The sequence below is a fragment of the Nonomuraea sp. C10 genome (assembly GCF_008017515.1).
GTDB lineage: Bacteria > Actinomycetota > Actinomycetes > Streptosporangiales > Streptosporangiaceae > Nonomuraea > Nonomuraea ferruginea.
The window spans coordinates 2,438,546-2,458,514 of record NZ_VPFF01000003.1 but is presented as its reverse complement, the minus strand read 5'-3'; the positions used below and the strand labels follow the sequence as shown (position 1 = coordinate 2,458,514).

Sequence of the window (19,969 nt, the reverse complement as noted above, 5' to 3'; positions counted from 1 at the left end):
TGTCGCATCCGCCTGCCGGACTCCGGAAGGGCCGGGCGGAACCACGGATCGGCCAGGAGCAAGATGGACGCATGAGCAAGCGACTGGATCCGCGCAACTGGGCCTCGTGGCGGCCGTTCGGCCTCGGGCTGCGCAAGCCGAACAACTACCTGGAGCTGATCAAGGCCTTCCGGTCGGTCAAGGGCAACAGGCGCTACGCGTGGCGGATCCTCACCCGGGGGACGTGCGACGGGTGCGCGCTCGGCACCAAGGGCATGCGCGACTGGACCATGCGGGAGGTCCACCTGTGCAACATCAGGCTGCGGCTGCTGCCGCTCAACACGATGCCCGCGCTCGACGTGTCGGCGCTGGCGGACGCCGACCGGCTCGCCGGGAGGAGGAGCGCCGAGCTGCGGGAGCTGGGGCGGCTGCCGTACCCGATGCTGCGGCGCGCCGGCGAGCCCGGCTTCACCCGCGTGTCGTGGGACGAGGCGCTGCGGGTGGCGTCCGGCGGGCTGCGCGACGCGCGCTTCGGCGCCTACCTGACCAGCCGCGGCATGCCGAACGAGAACTACTACGCGGCCCAGAAGGCGGTGCGGGCGCTCGGCACCAACAACGTCGACAACGCCGCCCGCATCTGCCACTCGCCGTCGACGGTGGCGCTCAAGGACACCATCGGGGCGGCGGCCACGACCTGCTCGTATCAGGACTGGATCGGCTCCGACCTGATCGTGTTCATCGGGTCGAACCCGTCGAACAACCAGCCGGTGGCGATGAAGTATCTCTACCACGCCAAGAAGGCCGGCACCCGGATCGCGATGGTCAACGCCTACCGCGAGCCCGGCATGGAACGCTACTGGGTGCCGTCCAACGCCGAGTCGGCCCTGTTCGGCACGAAGATCACCGATGAGTTCTTCGGGGTTCACCAGGGCGGCGACATCGGCTTCCTCAACGGGGTGCTCAAGCATCTGATCGAGAACGACTGGATCGACGAGAAGTTCGTCGCCGGGCACACCACCGGCTTCGAGGAGGCCCGCCGGGCCGTGTCGGAGCAGTCGTGGGAGGTGCTGGAGGCGCTGTCGGGGTCGACCAGGGACGAGATGCTGCGGCTGGCCAGGATGCTGGGCGAGGCCCGCTCGGCCGTGCTGGTGTGGTCGATGGGCATCACCCAGCACACCCACGGCGAGGACAACGTACGCGCGATCGTCAACCTGGCGCTGGCCAGAGGCTTCGTGGGGCGCGACGGGTGCGGGCTGATGCCGATCCGCGGCCACAGCGGCGTGCAGGGCGGGGCGGAGATGGGGGCGTACGCGACCGGGCTGCCGGGCGGGCTGCCCGTCACGCCGGAGAACGCGGCGAAGTTCTCCGGGATGTGGGGGTTCGAGGTGCCTTCTTCGCCGGGGCTGACGGCGACCGACATGATCGACGCGGCGCACGCGCGGGAGCTGGACGCGCTGGTCTCCTCCGGCGGCAACTTCCTGGAGGTGCTGCCCGACCCCGGCTACTGCCGGGAGGCGCTGTCCCGGCTCAAGCTGCGGGTGCACATCGACATCGTGCTGTCGTCGCAGATGCTCGTGCCTGCCGAGGGCGACGTGCTGCTGCTGCCCGCGCAGACGCGCTACGAGATGGCGGGCGGGGTGACCGAGACGTCGACCGAGCGGCGGGTGATCTTCTCGCCGGAGGTGGAGGGGCCGCGGATCGGCGAGGCGTGGCCGGAGTGGAAGATCTTCACGGAGCTGGCCGCCACCACACGTCCCGAAATTTCGAGACTCGTGAGGTTCACCGGCACGCCCGCGATCCGCGAGGAGATCGAGCGCGCGGTGCCCTTCTACGAAGGCATCGCCGGGCTGCGGCGGTTCGGCGACAGCGTCCAGTACGGCGGCCGCCACCTCTGCCCCGGCGGCCGCTTCCCCACCCCCGACGGGCGGGGCGGGTTCTCGGCGGTCGATCCACCGGCGCTGGAGCGGCCCGACGGCGCGTTCTCCGTCGCCACCCGGCGCGGCAAGCAGTTCAACAGCATGGTTCACGAGCGCATGGACGGCTTCAACGGCGCGATGCGCGAGGCCGTGCTGATGAGCCCGTACGACGCCGACCGGCTCGGCCTGCCCGACGGCGCCCCGGTCGAGCTGCGCGCGGGCGAGCGCTCGTACCGGGGCAAGGTGCTGCGCGCCCCGCTCGTGCCCGGCAACCTGCAGGTCCACTGGCCGGAGGGCAACGTGCTGCTGGACGAGACGCGCCGGTCACCGCAGGCGCGGATCCCCGACTACAACGCCGTCGTCACCGTGCGGGCGCTTTGACATCCTCCCTCGCCTGAAAAGCGGGGGATTCCAACGCCAACTACCCCACGAGGAGGAGGTCGCGTTGAGGTTCGCGGTTTACAGGCCCGCCCAACGGCGGGCCTCCCTGCGCAGCAACCGCATGCCCTGCGGCCGTATCCCTGATGTTCCTGGCCGCGTTCACGTCGGCGTGCGCCTGATGCCCGCAGGCCACGCAGCGGAATCGAGATTGGCTCTGTCTCGATCCGGCGGCGCGGTGCCCGCAGGCGTTGCAGGTCTGCGACGTGTAACGCGGGTTGATCTTCTGGACGCGGCCGGGAGCCTTGTGCTCCAGGCGTTCCACGAGCAGGCCCCACCCGCTGGCGAGGATGCCCCGGTTCAGGCCCGCCTTCTGGCGGACGTTGCGGCCCGGCGCGTCGAGCGTCCCTTTAGCCGTCCGGGTCATGCCGGAGATCTTGAGGTCTTCGACGGCGATCATGTCGAAGCGGCGGGCCAGACCGGTCGAGGTCTTCTCGATCCAGTCCTTGCGCCGGTCGCTCTCGCGCGCCTTCAGCTTCGCGATCGCCGCCTTGACCCTGCCGCGCCGGTTCGACCCGCGCTTGGCCCGCGCCAACTTCCGCAGCAGACGCGCCAACCGCGTCTTCTCGATGTCACGCAAGGCAGGCGCGTTCAGCGTCTCGCCGGTGGACAGCGCCGCCGAGACGGCAACTCCCCGGTCCACGCCGACGACGACGCCCGTACCGGGCGCGGGGATCGGCTCCGGGATCGCGGCGAACGCCACATGCCAGCGGCCCGCCGCATCGCGGGTCACCCGGAACGACTTGACGCCTCCGGGGATAGGGCGGGACCAGCGGAACCGCACCCAGCCCACCTTGGGGATCTTGACCTCGCCCACCTGCCGGGACAGGCGGCGGACGTCACCGGCCTTGGCGGCGACGATCCGGAAGCCTTCGCCCCGCCCTCGCTTGCGCCAGGTCGGACGCCGGTGGGTCTTGCCGAAATAGTGGGCCATGGCCTGGGCAAAGTCCTTGAGCGCTTGCTGCTGGACGATGATCGACCCCGTCCGCAGCCACGCGAACTCCGCGCGGGCCTCGGTCAGCTGACGGCACTGCTCGGCGAATCCGGGCGCGCTCTTGCGTCCTGGCTTCCAGTGAGCGTGCTGCTCAACGGCACATGTATCGGGCATGCCCGCAGTGCTCCAGCAAGACCTGCTCTTGGGCGGGCGAGGGCTGGAGCCGGTAGCGGGACACGCCGATCAGACTACCGACCGCCACCGACAGAATCCGGGAGACAGAAGTGTCCGGCCGTACCGCGTTTCCTCCCCGCCCTGAAGGACGGGGCATCCACGCTGCAGGTGCTTGGTGAGCAGGCCCGGCCCCACCACCCGGGCCCGGATCCGCGAGCTGAACGGGCGCACGGCCCGCGAGCGCCGCGACAACCTGGCCACCGAGGAGCCGCTGGAGATCCGGCTCGTCGGGCTCGGCGGGGCGCGCAAGACGGTGGCGATCACCATGCGCACGCCGGGGCACGACTTCGAGCTGGCCGCCGGGTTCCTGCACGGCGAGGGCCTGGCCGGGCCCGGGGAGATCGCGTCCATCGCGTACTGCACCGACGAGGACCTGCCGCCGGAGGAGCGCTACAACACCGTCACCGTGCGGCTGCGCGGGCCGATCCCCGACCTGCCCGCGCTGGAGCGTCACTTCGTGACCTCCAGCGCGTGCGGCGTGTGCGGCTCGGCGAGCCTGGACCGGCTGCACGAGCGGTGCGCCCCGCTCCCGCCGGGCGGGCCGCCCATCGACCCCGAGGTCCTGTACGGGCTGCCGGACGCGTTGCGCGCGGGCCAGGGCGTGTTCGGCAAGACCGGCGGGCTGCACGCGGCCGGCCTGTTCACCGCCGACGGCGCCCTTCTGGCGGTACGGGAGGACGTCGGCCGGCACAACGCCGTCGACAAGCTCGTCGGCTGGTCGGCCATGAACGACCGGCTGCCGCTGGCCGGGCACGTGCTCATGGTGAGCGGCCGGGCCGGCTACGAGATCATGCAGAAGGCGCTGGCGGCCGGGGTGCCGGTGGTGTGCGCGGTGTCGGCGCCCTCGTCGCTGGCGGTCGACCTGGCCACGGAGTTCGGGCTGACGCTGGTGGGCTTCCTGCGGGGGGAGCGGTGCAACGTCTATGCCGGCCATGAGCGGATTTTTATGGAATGAAGCATTCCGTTCTGCTATAGTTGGGGAACAGAACAAGCCGTTCCGTTCTCTTCCGAGGAGCCTCCCGTGATCCGTCCCTTCCGCATCGAGATCCCCCAGGCCGACCTCGACGACCTGCGGGCCCGCCTGGCCCTGACCCGCTTCGCCGACGAGATCCCCGGCGCCGACCAGGGCGTCCCGGTCTCGCGGGTCCAGCGGCTGGTCTCGTACTGGCGCGACGGTTTCGACTGGCGGGCCGTCGAGGCCCGCCTCAACGCCCACCCGCAGTTCGTCACCGAGATCGACGGGCAGGACATCCACTTCGTCCACGTCCGCTCCGACAACCCGGACGCGCTGCCGCTGATCCTCACCCACGGCTGGCCGGGCAGCTTCGCCGAGTATCTCGACGCCGTCGAGCCCCTGTCTCGCCACTTCCACCTGGTCGTCCCGTCGCTGCCCGGCTACGGCTTCTCCGGCCCGACCAGGCAGCTGGGCTGGAACAACGTGCGCATCGCCCGCGCCTGGGCCGAGCTGATGTCCCGCCTCGGCTACACCCGCTACGGCGCGGTGGGCAACGACGCCGGCTCGATGATCTCCCCCGAGATCGGCCGGGTGGACCCCGGCCACTGTGTCGGCGTCCACGTGACCCAGCTCTTCTCCTTCCCGTCGGGCGACCCGGCCGAGTTCGCCGGCCTCTCGGAGGAGGACCAGCAGGGCCTGGCCGTCCTCGACTGGTTCTGGAAGGAGAAGGGCGCCTTCAACGTCCTGCACTCGCAGCAGCCGCAGACCCTGGCCCACGCCCTCATGGACTCCCCCTCCGGTCTGGTCGGCTGGCTGGCCCAGCTCTTCGACGAGGACCTGGACGACGACTTCGTGCTGACCCACGCCGCCATCCACTGGTTCACCGGCACCGCCGCGTCGGCGCTCCGGCTCTACTGGGAGAACGCCCGCGCCGAGCAGCCCAAGGAGCCCACGACGGTGCCGATCGCGCTGGCGATGGGCGAGGGCGACTTCAAGTCGATCCGGCCGTTCGCGGACCGCGACCACGCCCGCATCGTCTCCTGGAAGACGCTGCCGGCCCCGGCCCGCGGCCACTACACGGCCCACACCGCCACGGACGCCCTCACCTCGGACGTCCGCGACTTCTTCCTCAGCCTGACCTGACCCCCGGCATCAGCCCGTGTTCTGCAGACCTGCCGCCACCCCGTTGACGGACAGCAGGAGGAGCGTGGACAGGCGGTCGCGTTCGTGGTCGGACGGGTCGCCGGTGCGCAGCACCGTCAGGGCACGCAGTTGCAGGTGTGACAGGGCGTCGACGTACGGGTCGCGGAGCTGGACGGCGCGCGAGAGGACCTTGCGGTTCTCCAGGAGGCGCTTGTGGCCGGTGACCTTCAGCACCAGCCTGCGGGTGCGGTCGTACTCCTCCAGGACCTGCTCGGCGAAGTCGTCCCTGCCGCCGAGCGCCAGGTAGCGGGCCGCGATGGAGCGGTCGGTCTTGGCCAGCGACATCTCGGCGTTGTCGAGCAGCGAGTTGAACAGCGGCCACTCGGCGTAGGCGGCCTGCAACTCCTCCAGGGAGTCGGCGGCCGCCAGGCCGGTGCCGATGCCGTACCAGCCCGGCAGGTTGACGCGGGTCTGGGCCCAGGCGAACACCCACGGGATGGCCCGCAGGTCGTCGAGCGAGCGCGGGGCGCCCAGGCCCCGGCGGGCCGGGCGGGAGCCGAGGCGCAGGGAGCCGATCTCCTCCAGCGGGCTGACCAGGGCGAACCATTCAGGGAAGCCGGGGGCCTCGGTGAGCGCGCGGTACGCCTCCTCGGACGCCCGGGCGACCCGCTCGGCGAGCGGGCGGAAGCGCTCGGCGGCGGCGGCGGTGCGGGCGCCGACCGCCGGGGAGGAGGCCAGCAGGACGGCGTTGGCGACCTGCTCCAGGTGGCGGCGGGCGATCGCCATGTGGGCGTAGCGGGCGAAGATGACCTCGCCCTGCTCGGTGACCTTGAAACGGCCGGCGACCGAGCCGGGCGCCTGGGCGAGCACGGCGCGGTTGGCCGGGCCGCCTCCCCGGCCGAGCGCGCCGCCGCGGCCGTGGAACATCCGCAGCTTGACGTCGTGCGCGGCGGCCCATGCCGTGAGCTGTTCCTGCGCCTCGTACAGGCGGAGGGTGGCGGCGGCCGGGCCGAGCTCCTTGGCCGAGTCGGAGTAGCCCAGCATGATCTCCATGCGCCGCCCGGTGTCGGCCAGCCGCTGCTGGACCTGCGGGATGTCGAGCATGCCCGTGAGCACGCGGGGCGAGTTGACCAGGTCCTCGCCCGACTCGAACAGCGGCACCACGTCCAGCGCCAGCGGGCGCGCGCCGAGGGCGTGCGACACCAGCTCGTGCACGGCGGCGACGTCGTCGGCGGAGCGGGTGAACGAGACCACGTAGCGGGAGCAGGCCTCGACGCCGAACCGGTCCTGGATCCAGGCGATGACCCGGATCGTGGCCAGCACCTCCTCGGTGCGCTCCGACAGCTCGCCGCCCGCGCGGATCTCCTCCAGGGCCGCCGCGTGCACCTGGGAGTGCTGGCGGACCTCCAGCTCGGCCAGGTGGAAGCCGAACGTCTCCACCTGCCAGATCAGGTGCTGCAGCTCCCCGTACGCCTGGCGTACCGCGGTCTTGGCGAGCGAGTCCTGCGCGAGGCGCAGGTCGGCGAGCAGCTCGGCGGGGCCGCGGTAGGCGAGGTCGAGGTCGCGGCTGCGGGTGGCGGCGACGCGGGCGGCGACGAACAGCAGCCACTGCCGGTGCGGCTCCCGGGGCGACCGGGTGGCCAGCTCGGAGACCAGGTCGGGGTGGTGGTCGACGGCGGCGGCCAGCGCGGCGCGCAGCTCGGGCGAGGCGGGGGCGAACTGGGCCGAGGCGGTGAGCGTGCGGCCGATCCGCAGGCAGGCGTTCTCCAGGGCCGTGAGCACGTGCTCGGCCTGGATCTGGATGGCCTCACGGGTGACCTTCGCGGTGACGTTGGGGTTGCCGTCGCGGTCGCCGCCGATCCAGCTGCCGAAGCGGATGAACGGCCGGGCGAGCGGCTCGCCGACGCTGTCGTGCAGCGCCGCGTCCAGCGACCGGTAGACCTGCGGCACCACCCTGAACAGGGTCTCGTCGAAGGCCGCCATGGCGGTGCGGACCTCGTCGAGCGGGTCCAGCCGGGTGTTGCGGAGCTGCGCCGTACGCCAGAGCAGGTCGATCTCCTCCAGCAGGCGGCGCCTGGACTCGGCCCGCTCGGAGGCGCCCCGCTCGGGCGCGTCGTACTCGGTGAGCTGGTGGCTGACGCGCTGGATGGCGGTGGCGACGGCGCGCCTGCGCGCCTCGGTCGGATGGGCGGTCAGCACGGGGTGCAGCTCCAGGTCGCGGACGAGCTCGGCGACACGCTCCGCACCCAGCTCCTGCACGGCGTGCGCCAGCGACTCGCGCTGCACCCCGTCCTCGGTGTCGCGGCGGCGCAGGGAGCGGATGCGGTAGTGCTCCTCGGCCAGGTTGGCCAGGTGGAAGTAACACGTGAACGCGCGGGCGATCTCCACCGCCCGGTCGATCTCCCACCCGGACACCATCTCGACGATCTCGTCGCCGGACACCTCGCCTCTGCGGGCGGCGATGACGGCCTTGCGCAGGCGTTCGACGTCGGCCAGCAGATCTTCGCCGCCCTGCTCGGCGATCACCTCCCCGAGCAGGCTGCCGAGCAACCGCACGTCTCTGCGCAGCTCGTCGGGCATCTCGGTCACTGCGGCACTGCGATGCTCCAGCCCCTGGTCAATCATGCTTCGAAGCGTATACACCGCTTCCTGGACGCCGCAGAGGGGTCTCACTTATTGGACTAGACCACTGGTCAGGCGGGCTTCGACACGGCGGCCAGCAGCTCGGGCATCCTGGCGAAGCCGATCCGCGCGCCGAGCCTGCGGCCGAGCACCTCCGCGGCCAGGCCGTAGAAGGGCGCGAGCGCGCACACCCAGAGCAGGCCGAAGAGCATCGGCACGATGAACGGCAGCGTCAGCAGGGAGATGCCGACCATCGCGCCCATGGACGAGGCGAACGCCTGCCCGCCCTGGCCGGGCGCGGCGCCGGTGAAGGCGTTGAGCCGCTCGGGGATCGTGTACGGGATGACGACGCTGGTCACGGCGCCGACGCCGAACCCGATGCCGAGGGCGCCCAGGCCCGCGAAGACCGCCCAGACGATCGCGCCCGGGCTGCCGGTCAGCACCCCGGTGACGACCGCGATCGCCACCAGCATCGGCGCCGCGACCAGCGCGTTGGCCAGGTGGCGGCCCGCCAGGTCGACGCTGAGACCGCGCTCGGAGCCGATGGCCACGGCGTTCATCCACAGGGAGCGGCCGTCGATGCCGAACGCGTTGCACAGCTGCAGCGACACCATCAGCCCGCCGGCCGCGGTGAGCATGATCGGCACACCGGGCCCGCTGGGGCCGTCACCCCGGCCGAACGAGATCGCCAGCACGGCGGTCACCACCACCGCGGTGAACCAGACGACGCGGTAGCGGGGCTCGCGCCGGATGTACTTGAGCTCCTTGGTCACCACGGCCGCCAGCGGCCCGTCGGGCACGATCCGGTCGACGAGACCGCTGTCGCGGCGTACGGTGGCGGCCTCGTTCGACACGTCGGGCGTGACCAGGGCGCGGCTCAGCGCCTTGATCCACAGCCAGGCGGCGGCGACCACCACGAGCGCCACGACGGCCAGCTCGGCCACGCCCACCAGGCCGCCGTCGGCGATCGCGTGCGCGGCCATGCCGGAGGGCGTCCAGCGCAGCACGGCGGCGGTGCCGTGCAGCAGCGACAGCGGGTCGCCCAGGTCGCTGTTGATCAGCAGGTTGGGCAGCTGGAAGAGCAGCACCGCGCCGATCGCGGCCACCGCGAGCACGTCGCGCCCGCGCCGGGTGCGCAGCGCGCTGGACAGCGAGGTGGTCACCAGCCGGGAGGCGACCAGGCAGAGCGCGAACTGCAGCAGCACGGCCGGCACGCCGATCAGGATCCCGCCGGCGCCGGAGGCCAGCCCGGCCAGCGCGCCGGCGGTGACGATCAGCGTCGCCGCCGGCCACACGCCGGTGGCCGAGGCGGTGAACATGCCCACGGCCAGCCGCGCGGTCGGCAGCGGGAACAGCGCAAGCCGCGCCGGGTCGAGCGTGTCGTCCAGGCCGAACGCCAGCAGCGGCACGATCATCCAGCTCACCAGGAACAGGGTGAACACCACGATGACGATGTCGGCGGCGATCTCCGGCTGCGCCAGCCGGACCAGGCTCATCAGGAAGAAGCCGAGCGCGGCCAGGAACGCGGCCATGACGAGGGTGAAGACGAAGCCGAGCTTGCGCGCGAGGTCTCCGCGCAGGTTGCCGGCCAGCAGGCGGAGCTTGAGCTCGGCGAAGAGGCGGACGGTGGTCACGGCGTGTCCCGCTGCCCGAGCCAGGTCAGCCCGGTGCCGCCGCCGGTCTGCGGGCCGCCGACGAGCTCCAGGAACGCCTGGTTGAGGCTGCGCCCGTCGCGCACCCGCTCCAGCGGGCCCTGGGCGACGATGTGGCCGCCGTTCATCACCGACACCCAGTCGCACAGCCGCTCGACCAGGTCCATGACGTGGCTGGAGAAGATCACGGTGGAGCCGGAGGCGGTGAAGGCGCGCAGCACCTCGGTGAGGGTGTTGGCGCTGACCGGGTCGACGCCCTCGAACGGCTCGTCGAGGAAGAGCACGGACGGGTTGTGGAGCAGCGCCGCCGCCAGGCCGATCTTCTTGCGCATGCCGGTGGAGTAGTCGACGACGAGCTTGTCGGCCGCGCCGGCCAGGTCCATCAGCTGCAGCAGGTCGGTGGCGCGCCGCTCGACCTCCGCCTTGGGGATGCCGCGCAGCCTGCCGTTGTAGAGGAGCAGCTCACGGCCGGACAGCCGCTCGAACAGCCGCAGCCCTTCGGGCAGCACGCCGATGCGTGCCTTGACCGCGACGGGGTCGCGCCAGACGTGGAAGCCGTCGATCTCGGCGTGGCCGCCGTCGGGCCGGAGCAGGCCGGTGATCATGCTGAGAGTGGTGGTCTTGCCGGCCCCGTTGGGCCCGACCAGACCGGCGAAACTGCCCGCCGGCACGACCAGGTCGACGCCCGCGACTGCGATCTGCGGCCCGTATCTTTTGAACAGGCCGCTGGTCCGAACGGCATCCTTCATGAAGCCACTCTATGAGCAGGGTTTACTCTTGCGCGCATGAGCGCTGCTGAACCTGTGCCGGCCATGCCGGACATCCACACCACGGCTGGGAAGATCGCTGACCTGGAACGGCGGCGGGACGAGGCGCTGCACGCCGGGTCCGCCGCCGCTGTCGAGAAACAGCACGCCAAGGGCAAGATGACCGCGCGCGAGCGGGTGCTCGCGCTGCTGGACGAGGGCTCGTTCGTGGAGTTCGACGAGTTCGCCAGGCACCGGTCGAGCATGTTCGGCCTGGAGAAGAAGCGTCCTTACGGCGACGGGGTGATCACCGGTTACGGCACCGTCGACGGCCGGCAGGTGTGCGTCTTCTCACAGGACGTCGCCGTGTTCGGCGGCTCGCTCGGCGAGGTCTACGGCGAGAAGATCGTCAAGGTGCTCGACATGGCGCTGAAGACCGGCTGCCCGATCATCGGCATCAACGAGGGCGGCGGCGCCCGCATCCAGGAGGGCGTGGTCGCGCTCGGCCTGTACGCCGAGATCTTCAAGCGCAACGTGCACGCCTCGGGCGTGATCCCGCAGATCTCCCTCATCATGGGCGCCGCCGCCGGCGGCCACGTCTACTCCCCCGCGCTGACCGACTTCGTGGTCATGGTCGACCAGACCTCCCACATGTTCATCACCGGCCCCGACGTCATCAAGACGGTCACCGGCGAGGAGGTCACGTTCGAGGAGCTGGGCGGGGCGCACGCGCACAACTCCAGGTCGGGCGTGGCCCACTACCAGGCGTCCGACGAGACCGACGCGCTGGAGTACGTCAAGGCGCTGCTGTCCTACCTGCCGACCAACAACCTGGACGAGGCTCCCGCGTACGAGGCCGCCGAGGACCTGGAGCCCGACCAGGAGCTGGACGAGCTGATCCCGGACTCGGCCAACCAGCCGTACGACATGCGCCGGGCGATCGAGCACGTGCTCGACGACGGGGAGTTCCTGGAGGTGCAGGAGCTCTTCGCGCAGAACATCGTCGTGGGGTTCGGCCGGGTGGACGGGCGGCCGGTCGGCGTCGTCGCCAACCAGCCCATGCATTTCGCCGGATGTCTGGATATCAACGCATCCGAGAAGGCCGCCCGCTTTATTCGAACATGTGATGCCTTCAATATTCCGATCCTGACTTTTGTTGATGTCCCGGGTTTCCTCCCCGGCACTGATCAGGAATGGAACGGAATCATCCGCCGTGGCGCCAAGCTGCTGTACGCCTACGCCGAGGCGACCGTCCCGCTGGTCACCGTCATCACCCGCAAGGCGTACGGCGGCGCCTACGACGTCATGGGCTCCAAGCACCTCGGCGCCGACGTGAACCTCGCCTGGCCCACCGCGCAGATCGCGGTCATGGGCGCGCAGGGCGCGGTCAACATCCTCTACCGCCGCGAGCTGGCCGCCGCCGACGAGCCCGACAGCGAGCGCGCCAGGCGCGTCACCGAGTACGAGGACACGCTGGCCAACCCCTACATCGCCGCCGAACGCGGCTACGTGGACGCGGTGATCCGCCCCTCCGAGACCCGCGCCCAGGTCGTCAAGGCGCTGCGCGCGCTGCGCAACAAGCGCGCCTCCCTCCCGCCCAAGAAGCATGGGAACATCCCGCTATGACCGAGCAGTCACGTCCCCACCTGCGCATCGTGCGCGGCGACGCCACGCCCGAGGAACTCGCGGCACTGGTCGCCGTGCTCGCCGCCCGCCCCGCCGCGCCGGAACCTCCGGCGCGGCCCCGGACGCAATCTTGGCGAAACCCTGCGCGAAGCATGCGTAACCCACTCACACCGGGGAAGACGGCTTGGCGGATGAGTGCCCTGCCCTAGATCGATCCCGAGAATCGGGTGTCAAGTTCTCCGGTAGTTGGGACTATCTAGAGAAAGTAGGCGTATATAGTCGGCCGATCAACTAATGCTCCGGCCTGGAGGACATCATGGCCATCCCAGACCTGGTGCCGCACCCTGTGGCAGCGAAGTACGCCGTCCTGGTGGACGTCGGTTATCTCTACGCTGCCGCGGGTGAAGTGCTCCTTGGCGCCAAGGAACGCAAGGAATATCGTGTGGCCGCCGATGAGCTCATCCAGAGCCTTCAGAAACATGCAGAGGAACGTATTTCTGGTGAGCTGTTGCGGATCTATTGGTATGACGCCGCCCGTGACCGCGTGCCCACCGTCGACCAGCGGGTCATCGCCCAGCTGCCCTGGGTGAAGGTGCGGCTGGGCAACCTGAACGCGCGCGGCCAGCAGAAAGGCGTCGACGCGCAGATCAGGAGCGACCTGGAGGCGCTGGCCAGGCACCACGCGGTGACCGACACCATCCTGCTGGCCGGCGACGAGGACATGGTCCCCGCCGTGGAGGCCGCGCAGGCGTACGGGGTGCGCATCCACCTCTGGGGGGTGGAGCCGCCCTACGGCACCAACCAGGCCGAGCGCCTGGTGTGGGAGTCCGACACCGTGGAAGTGATCAGCGCTGATTTCCTGAGGCCCTTTTTCAGCCGTGCTCCGCAGCCCGTGGCGGTCGCCCCGCCGGCGGCGGCGCCGTCGCCCGCCCAGGTGTTCGCGGGCCGCTCGCCGGTCAAGCCGCACGTCAAGCCCGGCCAGGTGGCCAAGCTCGGGCCGAGCCGGCCCCGGGTGGAGGACGTCGGCGAGCACGTCGCGCAGAAGTGGATCCTGACGCGGGGCCGCGACAACATCCGCGACCTGCTGCCCGGCCCCATCCTGCCCACGGTGATCGACACCGAGCTGCTGATCGAGGCGGAGAAGGAGCTGGGCCACTCGCTGCGGCCCTACCCTGAGGCCCGGGTGTGGCTGCGCGACGGGTTCTGGGCGCGCGTCTACCGCGAGTTCGATCTCGGGGTGGGCGTCTCGTCCAAGTAGCTGACCTGGGCCTTCGCGGTCAGGTCCGATTCCCGCCAGTCGGTGCCGGTGAGCAGGCATAGTCTCGAAGCATGTCGCCCTTGGAGCTCGACTTCGACGCCTGCTACCGAGCCGTCTCGGCGCGCGACGCCCGGTTCGACGGGCGGTTCTACACGGCGGTGAGGACGACGCGGATCTACTGCCGTCCGATCTGCCCGGCGCGCACGCCGGCCGCCCGTAACGTGCGCTTCTACCGGCATGCCGCCTCGGCGGAGGCCGCCGGGTACCGGCCGTGCAAGCGCTGCCGGCCCGAGCTCTCGCCCGGCGACCCCGGCTGGGACACCCGCGGCGACCTCATCGGCAGGGCGCTGCGGCTGATCGACGACGGGGCCGCGGACGAGGACGGCGTCGCCGGCCTCGCCAGGCGGCTGCACATCACCGAACGCCACCTGCACCGGCTGTTCGTCGCCGAGCTCGGCGCCGGGCCGCTCGCGGTGGCCAGGACCCGGCGGCTGCTGCTGGCCAAGCAGCTGCTGACGGAGACGGCGCTGCCGGTCACCGACGTGGCGTTCGCCGCCGGGTTCGGCAGCGTCCGGCAGTTCAACGCGACGATGCGGGAGACGTACGGGTTCACGCCGAGCGAGCTGCGCGCGACGGCCGGCGGCTGGGCCAGGGTGTCCGCGCCCGTACCCACCGCCGATCCCGTCCCCGGGGCCGCGTCGTTGCGGTTGCGGCTGCACCGGCGGGAGCCGTACGAGGTGGCAGGGGTCTTCGGCTTCCTCGCCGCGCGTGCCGTGCCGGGGCTGGAGGCGGCGGACGCCACCGCCTACAGCCGCAACATGCCCGGCGGGACGATCACGCTCACCGCGCACCCCGGCCATCTGGCGCTGGACGTGACGGTGGACGACACCCGGCAGCTCGTCCGCATCGTGGCACGCTGCCGGCGGCTGCTGGACCTGGACGCCGACCCGGCGGCCATCCGCGACGCGCTCGGCCGGACCTCGCTGGCCCCGCTCGTCGAGGCCAGGCCGGGGCTCCGGGTGCCGGGCACGTTCGACGGGTTCGAGCTGGCCGTGCGCGCCGTCGTCGGCCAGCAGATCTCCGTGGCGGGCGCCCGCACCCTGCTGGGCCGCGTCGTGGCGCGGGCGGGCTCGGACGGGCGGCTGTTCCCCACCGCGGCCGAGCTGCTCGACGCTGACCTGACCGGCCTCGGGCTGACCGGCAGGCGCGTCACCACCCTGAAAGAGCTGGCCGCCCGCGTGGCCGGCGGACTGATCGACCTCGACGGCGCGCAGGAGCCCGCCGAGGCGGTCAAGGAACTGCTCGCGGTCCCCGGCATCGGCCCGTGGACCGCCGGCTACATCGCCCTGCGCGCGCTGCGCGACCCCGACGCCTGGCCGACCGGAGACCTGGTGCTGGACCGGCGCATGGCCGAGCTGGGCATCCCGAAGGATCACCTTGAGCGGTGGCGGCCCTGGCGGGCCTACGCCGCCCTGCACCTCTGGAGTCATCGATGATCGACGCTCAGGTCCTGCCCACCCCGGCGGGCGAACTGTCCGTGCTGGTTCGCGACGGCGTGCTCGTCGCGGGCGGCTTCACCGGCGAGCCCAAGGAGATGTTCGTCAGGCTCGCCCCCGCCCTCCAGGCCGAGGGCATGACCGTGGTCGACGACCTCGGTCCGGTGTCGCGGGCGGTGCGCGACTACTTCGCCGGCGACCTCGACGCCCTGGACGCGGTCCCGGCCGAGCAGCCGGGCTCGCTCCGGCGCAAGGCGCTCCACCAGGCCCTGCGTGAGGTCAAGGCGGGCACCACGGTCACCTACGCGGAGCTGGCCGAGCGGGCGGGGATGCCCAGGTCGGCGGCCAGGGCGGCGGGCGGAGCCTGCGCCCAGAACCTGATCGCCCCGTTCGTGCCCTGCCACCGCGTCCTGCCCAGCACGGGCGGCTTCGGCGGCTACTACTACGGCGTCGCCGTCAAGGAGTGGCTGCTCGCCCACGAGTCCGGACGTCACTGACCGCGTAACTGACCGCGTGACTGATTACCGGGCAGCCGGCCCGGCGGCGCCGATTCCCGGCGGCGCCGCCGGACCGCGTCCTAGGGCCGGACGTTGCTCTGCACCTCGCCGACCGGAACGTCCCTGGTCGCCTCCACCTGGACCGGGTCGAACTGGATGTCGGCCCCGCCCGTCACCGTCACCGGCCACACGCTGGTCACCGTCAGCTCGTACACCTCGCGCGGCCGGTCGATCGAGGCCCGCAGGTAGCGCACGCCGCAGGTGAACTCCGCTCCCCGCGCGTACGGCCGGCCGGCCGCGCCGCAACCGTCCTCACGCACCTCGGCCCGGTCGGAGCCGGTGCCTGCGTCGATCCTGATGTCGCTCAGGGTCGCGGTCACCGTGGCGCTCATGACGCCGGGCAGGGTCGCGGTCACCGACCGGGTGGTGTCGCCCACGCCCTCCAGCCAGACGAACGTCGGCAGGTTGACGTAACTCTTGGCGTCCGGGTTCAGCTCGACCTTGCCCTCCGGCACCGTCAGCGCGGCCCTGGCGATCTCGGCCAGCTCCTGGAACGTGATGCCGCTCGGCGGCGTCTCCCCCGGCGGCACGAACACGAACTGCTCCAGCCCCGCCCAGCAAGCGGCGCCCCTCCGGTCGCCGCTGTTGTACGCGGGAGACCACCACAGCCCTGGTTGCCCCAGCTTGTCCTTGAACTGCTGGATGAAGGCGCGGAAGCCCTCCTCGTCGGTCTGCGCCCTGCCGCGGTTGGCCACCGGGTCGGACATCTGCTCGAACATCTTCTCCGCGTCCAGGCCCGGCTCGTACCAGCAAGGACTTCTCATCTGATAGCCGTCGTTGCGGCCGTTCCTGACGTCACCGGTGATGGTGATCTTGGAGTGTTCCAGGACGACCTCGGACGTGCGGTCCTTCTGCGAGCCTCCGACCCTGACATCCTCGTTCGGCGGGTCGAGAGCGCCGAACAGCAGCGACCCTGCCGCCACCACCGCGATCAGCGGTTTCATCGCCTGCATCCCTCCGTGCCGTAACCGATCTGCTTGATGCGCCACACCCCGTCGTCGTCCTTACGGGCGAGCATCCTCTGCAAGTAGGGCGCGCGGATGGAGGTGGGCTGCGGCTTGACCGGCTCGCCGGTGTCCGCGGTGACGACCCGCATCTCCGTCTCGTCCACGCAGACGTCGACCTCGGCGCCCCTGCCGACGACCGCGTTCACCTTCAGCCTGAACAGCCGTGACCGCCCCGCCACCGCGCGCCCGTCGTCGGTGAAGTCGCGCACCCACCGGATCGCGTTGATGCGGTAACCGAGATCGACGTGCTTGAGGTAGCCGTCATCCCCGGAGATGACCGCTCGATACTTGGCGAGGTAGAACTCGGGGAACAGCCGCAGCAGCGCGGTGTCCTTTGCAGGCCAGTCGATCCGCACCTTCAGGTCGCCGACCTCGGCGGTCGCCGGCCGCGCCCCGGTGGGCGCCGACTGCGACGGGGTGGGTTCCGGCCGCGTCGCGCCGGGCTCCGCCCGCGCCGCACCGGTGGTGGGCGCGGGTTCTTCGCGCGGCTGGTAGGGCCGCTCGGCGGGCTGCCCGCATCCTGCCAGCAGCAGGAGTACGAGCGCGGCCGTGATCCTTTTCATGCCGTGGACTCCCTGACGAGGTGGACGCGCCACGACGGCAGCAGCTCGTCGATGAGCGCCTCGGTTTCCGGGGCGAAGCTGCCGGCGGCGCGCCTGGTCAGCCCTTCGATGACGGCCCGCAGCCGGACCAGGTCGCCGGTGGCGTGGGCGGCGCGCAGCAGGTCGCGCCAGAGGCTCTGGTCGTCGGGGGCGAGCAGCAGCGCGGCCCGCACGGCGGCGATCGCGGCCTCCGGCTCCCCTTCGGCGAGCCGGAGCTCACACAGCCGGCGGGCCGCGTCGGCGACTTCCGCGGCCACGTCGTACTCCAGCTCGTCCGCCGCCAGCCACGCGTACCGGCCCCGCGGGCGGTCCCTCAGCAGCGGGCCCCTGACCAGGCCGAGCGCCTTCTCCAGCAGGACGGTCCTGGCCATCTGGTCGCCGTGCGAGCGGCGTACCAGCTCGCGGAAGAGCGCCCAGTCGGTGCGCACGCCGGGCCCGAGCGAGAGCCGGCCGGACTCGTCGGCGCGCAGGTGCTCGGGGCCGAGCCAGGCGGCGACGCGGGCGATCGTGGCGTCCCTGACGGAAGGTTGCACGCCGCGCGGCCACAGCACGCCGCCGAGCACGACGGGGTGCACGCCGCCCGGGTGGGTGGCCAGGTAGACGAGCAGCTCGGCGGCGAGCGCCATCCGTCCTTCTTCGAGCGGCTGCGGGCCGATGACCTGGACGGGGCCGAGGATCCTGATCTCGACCGCGGGCGGGCGGAGGTCGGCCAGCGGCTCGGGGCCGGGGATGGGCTCGCCGTCGACCCGGTCGGCGGTGCGGAACAGGTCGACCAGCGCCCGGTAGTGGCGGCGCGGCAGCAGCTGGGCCTTCACCTCGAAGCCCAGCTCCGGCAGCCTGGCCGTGCCGTCCTCGGTGATCTCCCAGGTCCAGGTGGCGTGCGGCACGTCGCCCGCGACCACGTATCCGGCCAGGTCGTTCCTGGCGAGCAGGGCCAGGCGGCGGGCCTCGTCGTGGGTGGGCGCCACCGCCGACAGCAGGTAGTGGGCGACGCCGGGGCGTCCCGTGACGCGGCCGGTGAGCACCGCCTCGCGGGGGGCGGCGGTCGCCTCCAGCTCCGGCAGCACCTCGGCCAGGCCGCCGACGGCTCTGATCCGGTCGGGGGCGATCACGGTCAGCTCCTCGCCGAACCCGACGAGCGTGACCCGCATGCGGTCGGACCACCGGTTGGTGGCCAGCTCCACGGCGAGCGCGGCGAGCGCGGCCGTGGTCTGCGGGCCGCGGATGTTGATCAGCCCCTGGGCCGCCTCCAGGTCGACCAGCACCCGGCCGCTCCGGTCGGTGCCGATCGACACCAGTCCGGGGTACGGTGCGCCGCCAAGGTGTGTGTGCCTGTTCGCGGGATCGTCTCCGGCCGGGCTCCCGTGGTCGGGCAGCAGGCGGCCCTCCCGTGCGGGCAGCCGCCAGACCTGGCCGCCGTCGTCGGCCGTCCACGGGGCGGGCGGGTGGTCGTCCTTGGGGTGGATCCACAGGTCGAGTGAACGGGCCGACAGGTGGGCGGCGTAGACGGTGGGCGGGGTGCGGCCCTGGGCGCCCAGCTCGGCGCCGAGCAGCCGGAGCCCGAGGTCGAGGATGCGGGCGCCGGGCATGTCCGCGCCCATCCTGAGCGCCACCTCGGCGTCGGCGGCGTCGCCCTGCGGTCGGGCCACCCGGCGGCCTGTCAAGCGGCGCCAGAGCTGTTCGCGCCGCCGCACGGCGAGCAGGGCCAGCAGGCCGGCGGCGGCCAGCGACGCCCCGGACAGCACGTCGAGCAGCGCCGACCCGCCCGCCTGCGCGTCGGCCGCGCCCTGCTCGCCGGAGCGCTGGTCACCCGAGCGCTCATTACCCGCGCCTTGGTCGCCCGAGCGCTGGTCGCCCGAGCCCCGCTCACCCGAGCGCTGGTCGCCCGAGCCCCGTTCGCCGGCTGAGCCGCGCTCGCCTTTCCGTTCGTCCGTGACCCCTCCCTTGCCCGCCCGCTCGTCGCCGGAGCCCCGCTGGTCGCCCTCGGTGGCGGACTTCTTGGGCGGGCCGGGGTGCTCCTTGAGGGTCTGCGCCCTGGCCTGGCCGGCGGGGACGATGTGGGTGTTGCGCGCATCGTCGGGCATGTCGAGCACCCATCCGGGCCTGATCAGGTCGGCCATCCGCAGGCGCGCCCCGTCGGGCTGCTCCTTGTGCTGGTTGAGCCGGAAGATCTCGGGATAGCGCCGGCCGTCGCCGAGGCACTTCTCGGCGATCTCCCACAGGCTCTCGTGGTGACGGCCGTGCGGGGGCTGCACCACGTACACCTTCTTCGTCCGCTGGTTGTCGACCACCTGCTGCTCGACGACCGGGGCCGTGAACGCGACCGCCGTCACCGGCGGCATGGTGGGCGGCGGGGTGGCCAGCCTGGCGATCGGCGCCATCGCGGCGCCCGTGGTGAACAGCACGAGCGCGGCCGTGACCAGCTTGTTCACCAGCGCCTGCGTGCCGCCCGACAGCGGCACCCTGGCCGGCATCCCGACCCGGCGCACGCCCGCGTACACCTCGACCACCACGCAGGCGAACAGCTGCAGCCAGGCCAGCCAGACGAGCAGGATCAGCACCGCCGTGATCGTGCTGGGCCCGATGCGGGTGGTGAGCAGGTCCAGGTCGAGCAGCTCGGGGCCGATCGGCGGGCCGACGAAGAGCAGCAGCGCGTACGGGACGCCGCCGACGAGCGCCAGCAGTGACGCGAGCGCGCCGAGCCCGGCCAGCACATCGCCCAGGCGGCGCCTGCGGGGTATGCGCGCGGGCGTCCGCCTGCGCGCATGCTGGGCCGGACCTGACATCGTCACTCCCCTTTCACG

15 protein-coding genes are annotated in these 19,969 nt (G+C 72.0%); 8 read left to right on the top strand and 7 right to left on the bottom strand.

The features are described from left to right. Nucleotides 1-71 precede the first annotated feature (71 nt). Nucleotides 72-2,276, top strand: a complete 2,205-nt coding sequence (locus FR742_RS43655; protein WP_148037016.1) for an FdhF/YdeP family oxidoreductase — start codon at nt 72-74, stop codon at nt 2,274-2,276. Between the two features lie 40 nt (nt 2,277-2,316). Here FR742_RS43655 and FR742_RS43650 read toward each other — a convergent pair whose 3' ends face one another. Continuing rightward, nucleotides 2,317-3,441 (bottom strand): RNA-guided endonuclease TnpB family protein, encoded by a 1,125-nt coding sequence (locus FR742_RS43650; RefSeq protein WP_222709299.1) that lies wholly within the window; start codon nt 3,439-3,441, stop codon nt 2,317-2,319. 172 nt (nt 3,442-3,613) lie between these two features. On the opposite strand from FR742_RS43650, the gene fdhD reads away from it, so the two are divergent. Together fdhD and FR742_RS43640 are read left to right on the top strand one after the other, a co-directional pair. Continuing rightward, complete coding sequence (fdhD, locus tag FR742_RS43645; RefSeq protein WP_148037015.1) at nt 3,614-4,456, top strand: formate dehydrogenase accessory sulfurtransferase FdhD; 843 nt, start codon at nt 3,614-3,616, stop codon at nt 4,454-4,456. 66 nt (nt 4,457-4,522) lie between these two features. Beyond that, nucleotides 4,523-5,599 carry an epoxide hydrolase family protein gene (locus tag FR742_RS43640; RefSeq protein WP_148037014.1) on the top strand — a complete coding sequence of 359 codons (1,077 nt, stop codon included), beginning with the start codon at nt 4,523-4,525 and terminating at the stop codon, nt 5,597-5,599. 9 nt (nt 5,600-5,608) lie between these two features. On the opposite strand, the gene FR742_RS43635 is transcribed toward FR742_RS43640, so the two are convergent. From FR742_RS43635 to FR742_RS43625, 3 genes are all read right to left on the bottom strand, one after another. Further along, complete coding sequence (locus FR742_RS43635; RefSeq protein WP_148037013.1) at nt 5,609-8,224, bottom strand: phosphoenolpyruvate carboxylase; 2,616 nt, start codon at nt 8,222-8,224, stop codon at nt 5,609-5,611. Between the two features lie 68 nt (nt 8,225-8,292). Further along, entirely contained in the window at nt 8,293-9,855 is a 1,563-nt protein-coding gene (locus FR742_RS43630; protein WP_148037012.1) for a hypothetical protein, read from the bottom strand. Beyond that, nucleotides 9,852-10,622: an ABC transporter ATP-binding protein gene (locus FR742_RS43625; RefSeq protein WP_148037011.1), complete on the bottom strand. Its 771-nt coding sequence runs from the start codon at nt 10,620-10,622 to the stop codon at nt 9,852-9,854. The genes FR742_RS43630 and FR742_RS43625 overlap by 4 nt, the downstream gene beginning before the upstream one ends. Before the next feature lie 36 nt (nt 10,623-10,658). Between FR742_RS43625 and FR742_RS43620 the strand changes: the two genes are divergently transcribed. From FR742_RS43620 to FR742_RS43600, 5 genes are all read left to right on the top strand, one after another. Beyond that, nucleotides 10,659-12,245, top strand: a complete 1,587-nt coding sequence (locus FR742_RS43620) for an acyl-CoA carboxylase subunit beta (protein WP_148037010.1) — start codon at nt 10,659-10,661, stop codon at nt 12,243-12,245. After that, nucleotides 12,242-12,454 carry an acyl-CoA carboxylase subunit epsilon gene (locus FR742_RS43615; protein ID WP_148037009.1) on the top strand — a complete coding sequence of 71 codons (213 nt, stop codon included), beginning with the start codon at nt 12,242-12,244 and terminating at the stop codon, nt 12,452-12,454. The genes FR742_RS43620 and FR742_RS43615 overlap by 4 nt, the downstream gene beginning before the upstream one ends. A gap of 107 nt (nt 12,455-12,561) precedes the next feature. Then, nucleotides 12,562-13,503, top strand: a complete 942-nt coding sequence (locus FR742_RS43610) for an NYN domain-containing protein (protein ID WP_148037008.1) — start codon at nt 12,562-12,564, stop codon at nt 13,501-13,503. Between the two features lie 71 nt (nt 13,504-13,574). Beyond that, nucleotides 13,575-14,999 carry an AlkA N-terminal domain-containing protein gene (locus FR742_RS43605; protein WP_148037007.1) on the top strand — a complete coding sequence of 475 codons (1,425 nt, stop codon included), beginning with the start codon at nt 13,575-13,577 and terminating at the stop codon, nt 14,997-14,999. Further along, on the top strand, nt 14,996-15,496 hold the full coding sequence (locus tag FR742_RS43600) for a methylated-DNA--[protein]-cysteine S-methyltransferase (protein ID WP_148037006.1): 501 nt from the start codon (nt 14,996-14,998) through the stop codon (nt 15,494-15,496). The genes FR742_RS43605 and FR742_RS43600 overlap by 4 nt, the downstream gene beginning before the upstream one ends. A gap of 80 nt (nt 15,497-15,576) precedes the next feature. Here FR742_RS43600 and FR742_RS43595 read toward each other — a convergent pair whose 3' ends face one another. The 3 genes from FR742_RS43595 to FR742_RS43585 are packed head-to-tail and all read right to left on the bottom strand — an operon-like array spanning nt 15,577 to nt 19,951. Further along, nucleotides 15,577-16,500 carry a hypothetical protein gene (locus tag FR742_RS43595; RefSeq protein ID WP_261809085.1) on the bottom strand — a complete coding sequence of 308 codons (924 nt, stop codon included), beginning with the start codon at nt 16,498-16,500 and terminating at the stop codon, nt 15,577-15,579. Further along, nucleotides 16,497-17,126: a hypothetical protein gene (locus FR742_RS43590; protein ID WP_148037004.1), complete on the bottom strand. Its 630-nt coding sequence runs from the start codon at nt 17,124-17,126 to the stop codon at nt 16,497-16,499. The genes FR742_RS43595 and FR742_RS43590 overlap by 4 nt, the downstream gene beginning before the upstream one ends. Then, a complete protein-coding gene (locus FR742_RS43585) occupies nt 17,123-19,951 on the bottom strand; it encodes a BTAD domain-containing putative transcriptional regulator (protein ID WP_261809084.1) in 2,829 nt (942 codons plus the stop codon). The genes FR742_RS43590 and FR742_RS43585 overlap by 4 nt, the downstream gene beginning before the upstream one ends. Between the last annotated feature and the right edge of the window lie 18 nt (nt 19,952-19,969).

What these genes read in the sequence shown, in the direction of transcription:
- FR742_RS43655 (WP_148037016.1), top strand. Translation starts at nt 72, where the DNA reads ATGAGCAAGCGACTGGATCCGCGCAACTGGGCCTCGTGGCGGCCGTTC.
- FR742_RS43650 (WP_222709299.1), bottom strand. Translation starts at nt 3,441, where the DNA reads ATGCCCGATACATGTGCCGTTGAGCAGCACGCTCACTGGAAGCCAGGA.
- FR742_RS43635 (WP_148037013.1), bottom strand. Translation starts at nt 8,224, where the DNA reads ATGATTGACCAGGGGCTGGAGCATCGCAGTGCCGCAGTGACCGAGATG.
- FR742_RS43625 (WP_148037011.1), bottom strand. Translation starts at nt 10,622, where the DNA reads ATGAAGGATGCCGTTCGGACCAGCGGCCTGTTCAAAAGATACGGGCCG.
- FR742_RS43620 (WP_148037010.1), top strand. Translation starts at nt 10,659, where the DNA reads ATGAGCGCTGCTGAACCTGTGCCGGCCATGCCGGACATCCACACCACG.
- FR742_RS43615 (WP_148037009.1), top strand. Translation starts at nt 12,242, where the DNA reads ATGACCGAGCAGTCACGTCCCCACCTGCGCATCGTGCGCGGCGACGCC.
- FR742_RS43610 (WP_148037008.1), top strand. Translation starts at nt 12,562, where the DNA reads ATGGCCATCCCAGACCTGGTGCCGCACCCTGTGGCAGCGAAGTACGCC.
- FR742_RS43605 (WP_148037007.1), top strand. Translation starts at nt 13,575, where the DNA reads ATGTCGCCCTTGGAGCTCGACTTCGACGCCTGCTACCGAGCCGTCTCG.
- FR742_RS43600 (WP_148037006.1), top strand. Translation starts at nt 14,996, where the DNA reads ATGATCGACGCTCAGGTCCTGCCCACCCCGGCGGGCGAACTGTCCGTG.
- FR742_RS43595 (WP_261809085.1), bottom strand. Translation starts at nt 16,500, where the DNA reads ATGAAACCGCTGATCGCGGTGGTGGCGGCAGGGTCGCTGCTGTTCGGC.
- FR742_RS43590 (WP_148037004.1), bottom strand. Translation starts at nt 17,126, where the DNA reads ATGAAAAGGATCACGGCCGCGCTCGTACTCCTGCTGCTGGCAGGATGC.
- FR742_RS43585 (WP_261809084.1), bottom strand. Translation starts at nt 19,951, where the DNA reads ATGTCAGGTCCGGCCCAGCATGCGCGCAGGCGGACGCCCGCGCGCATA.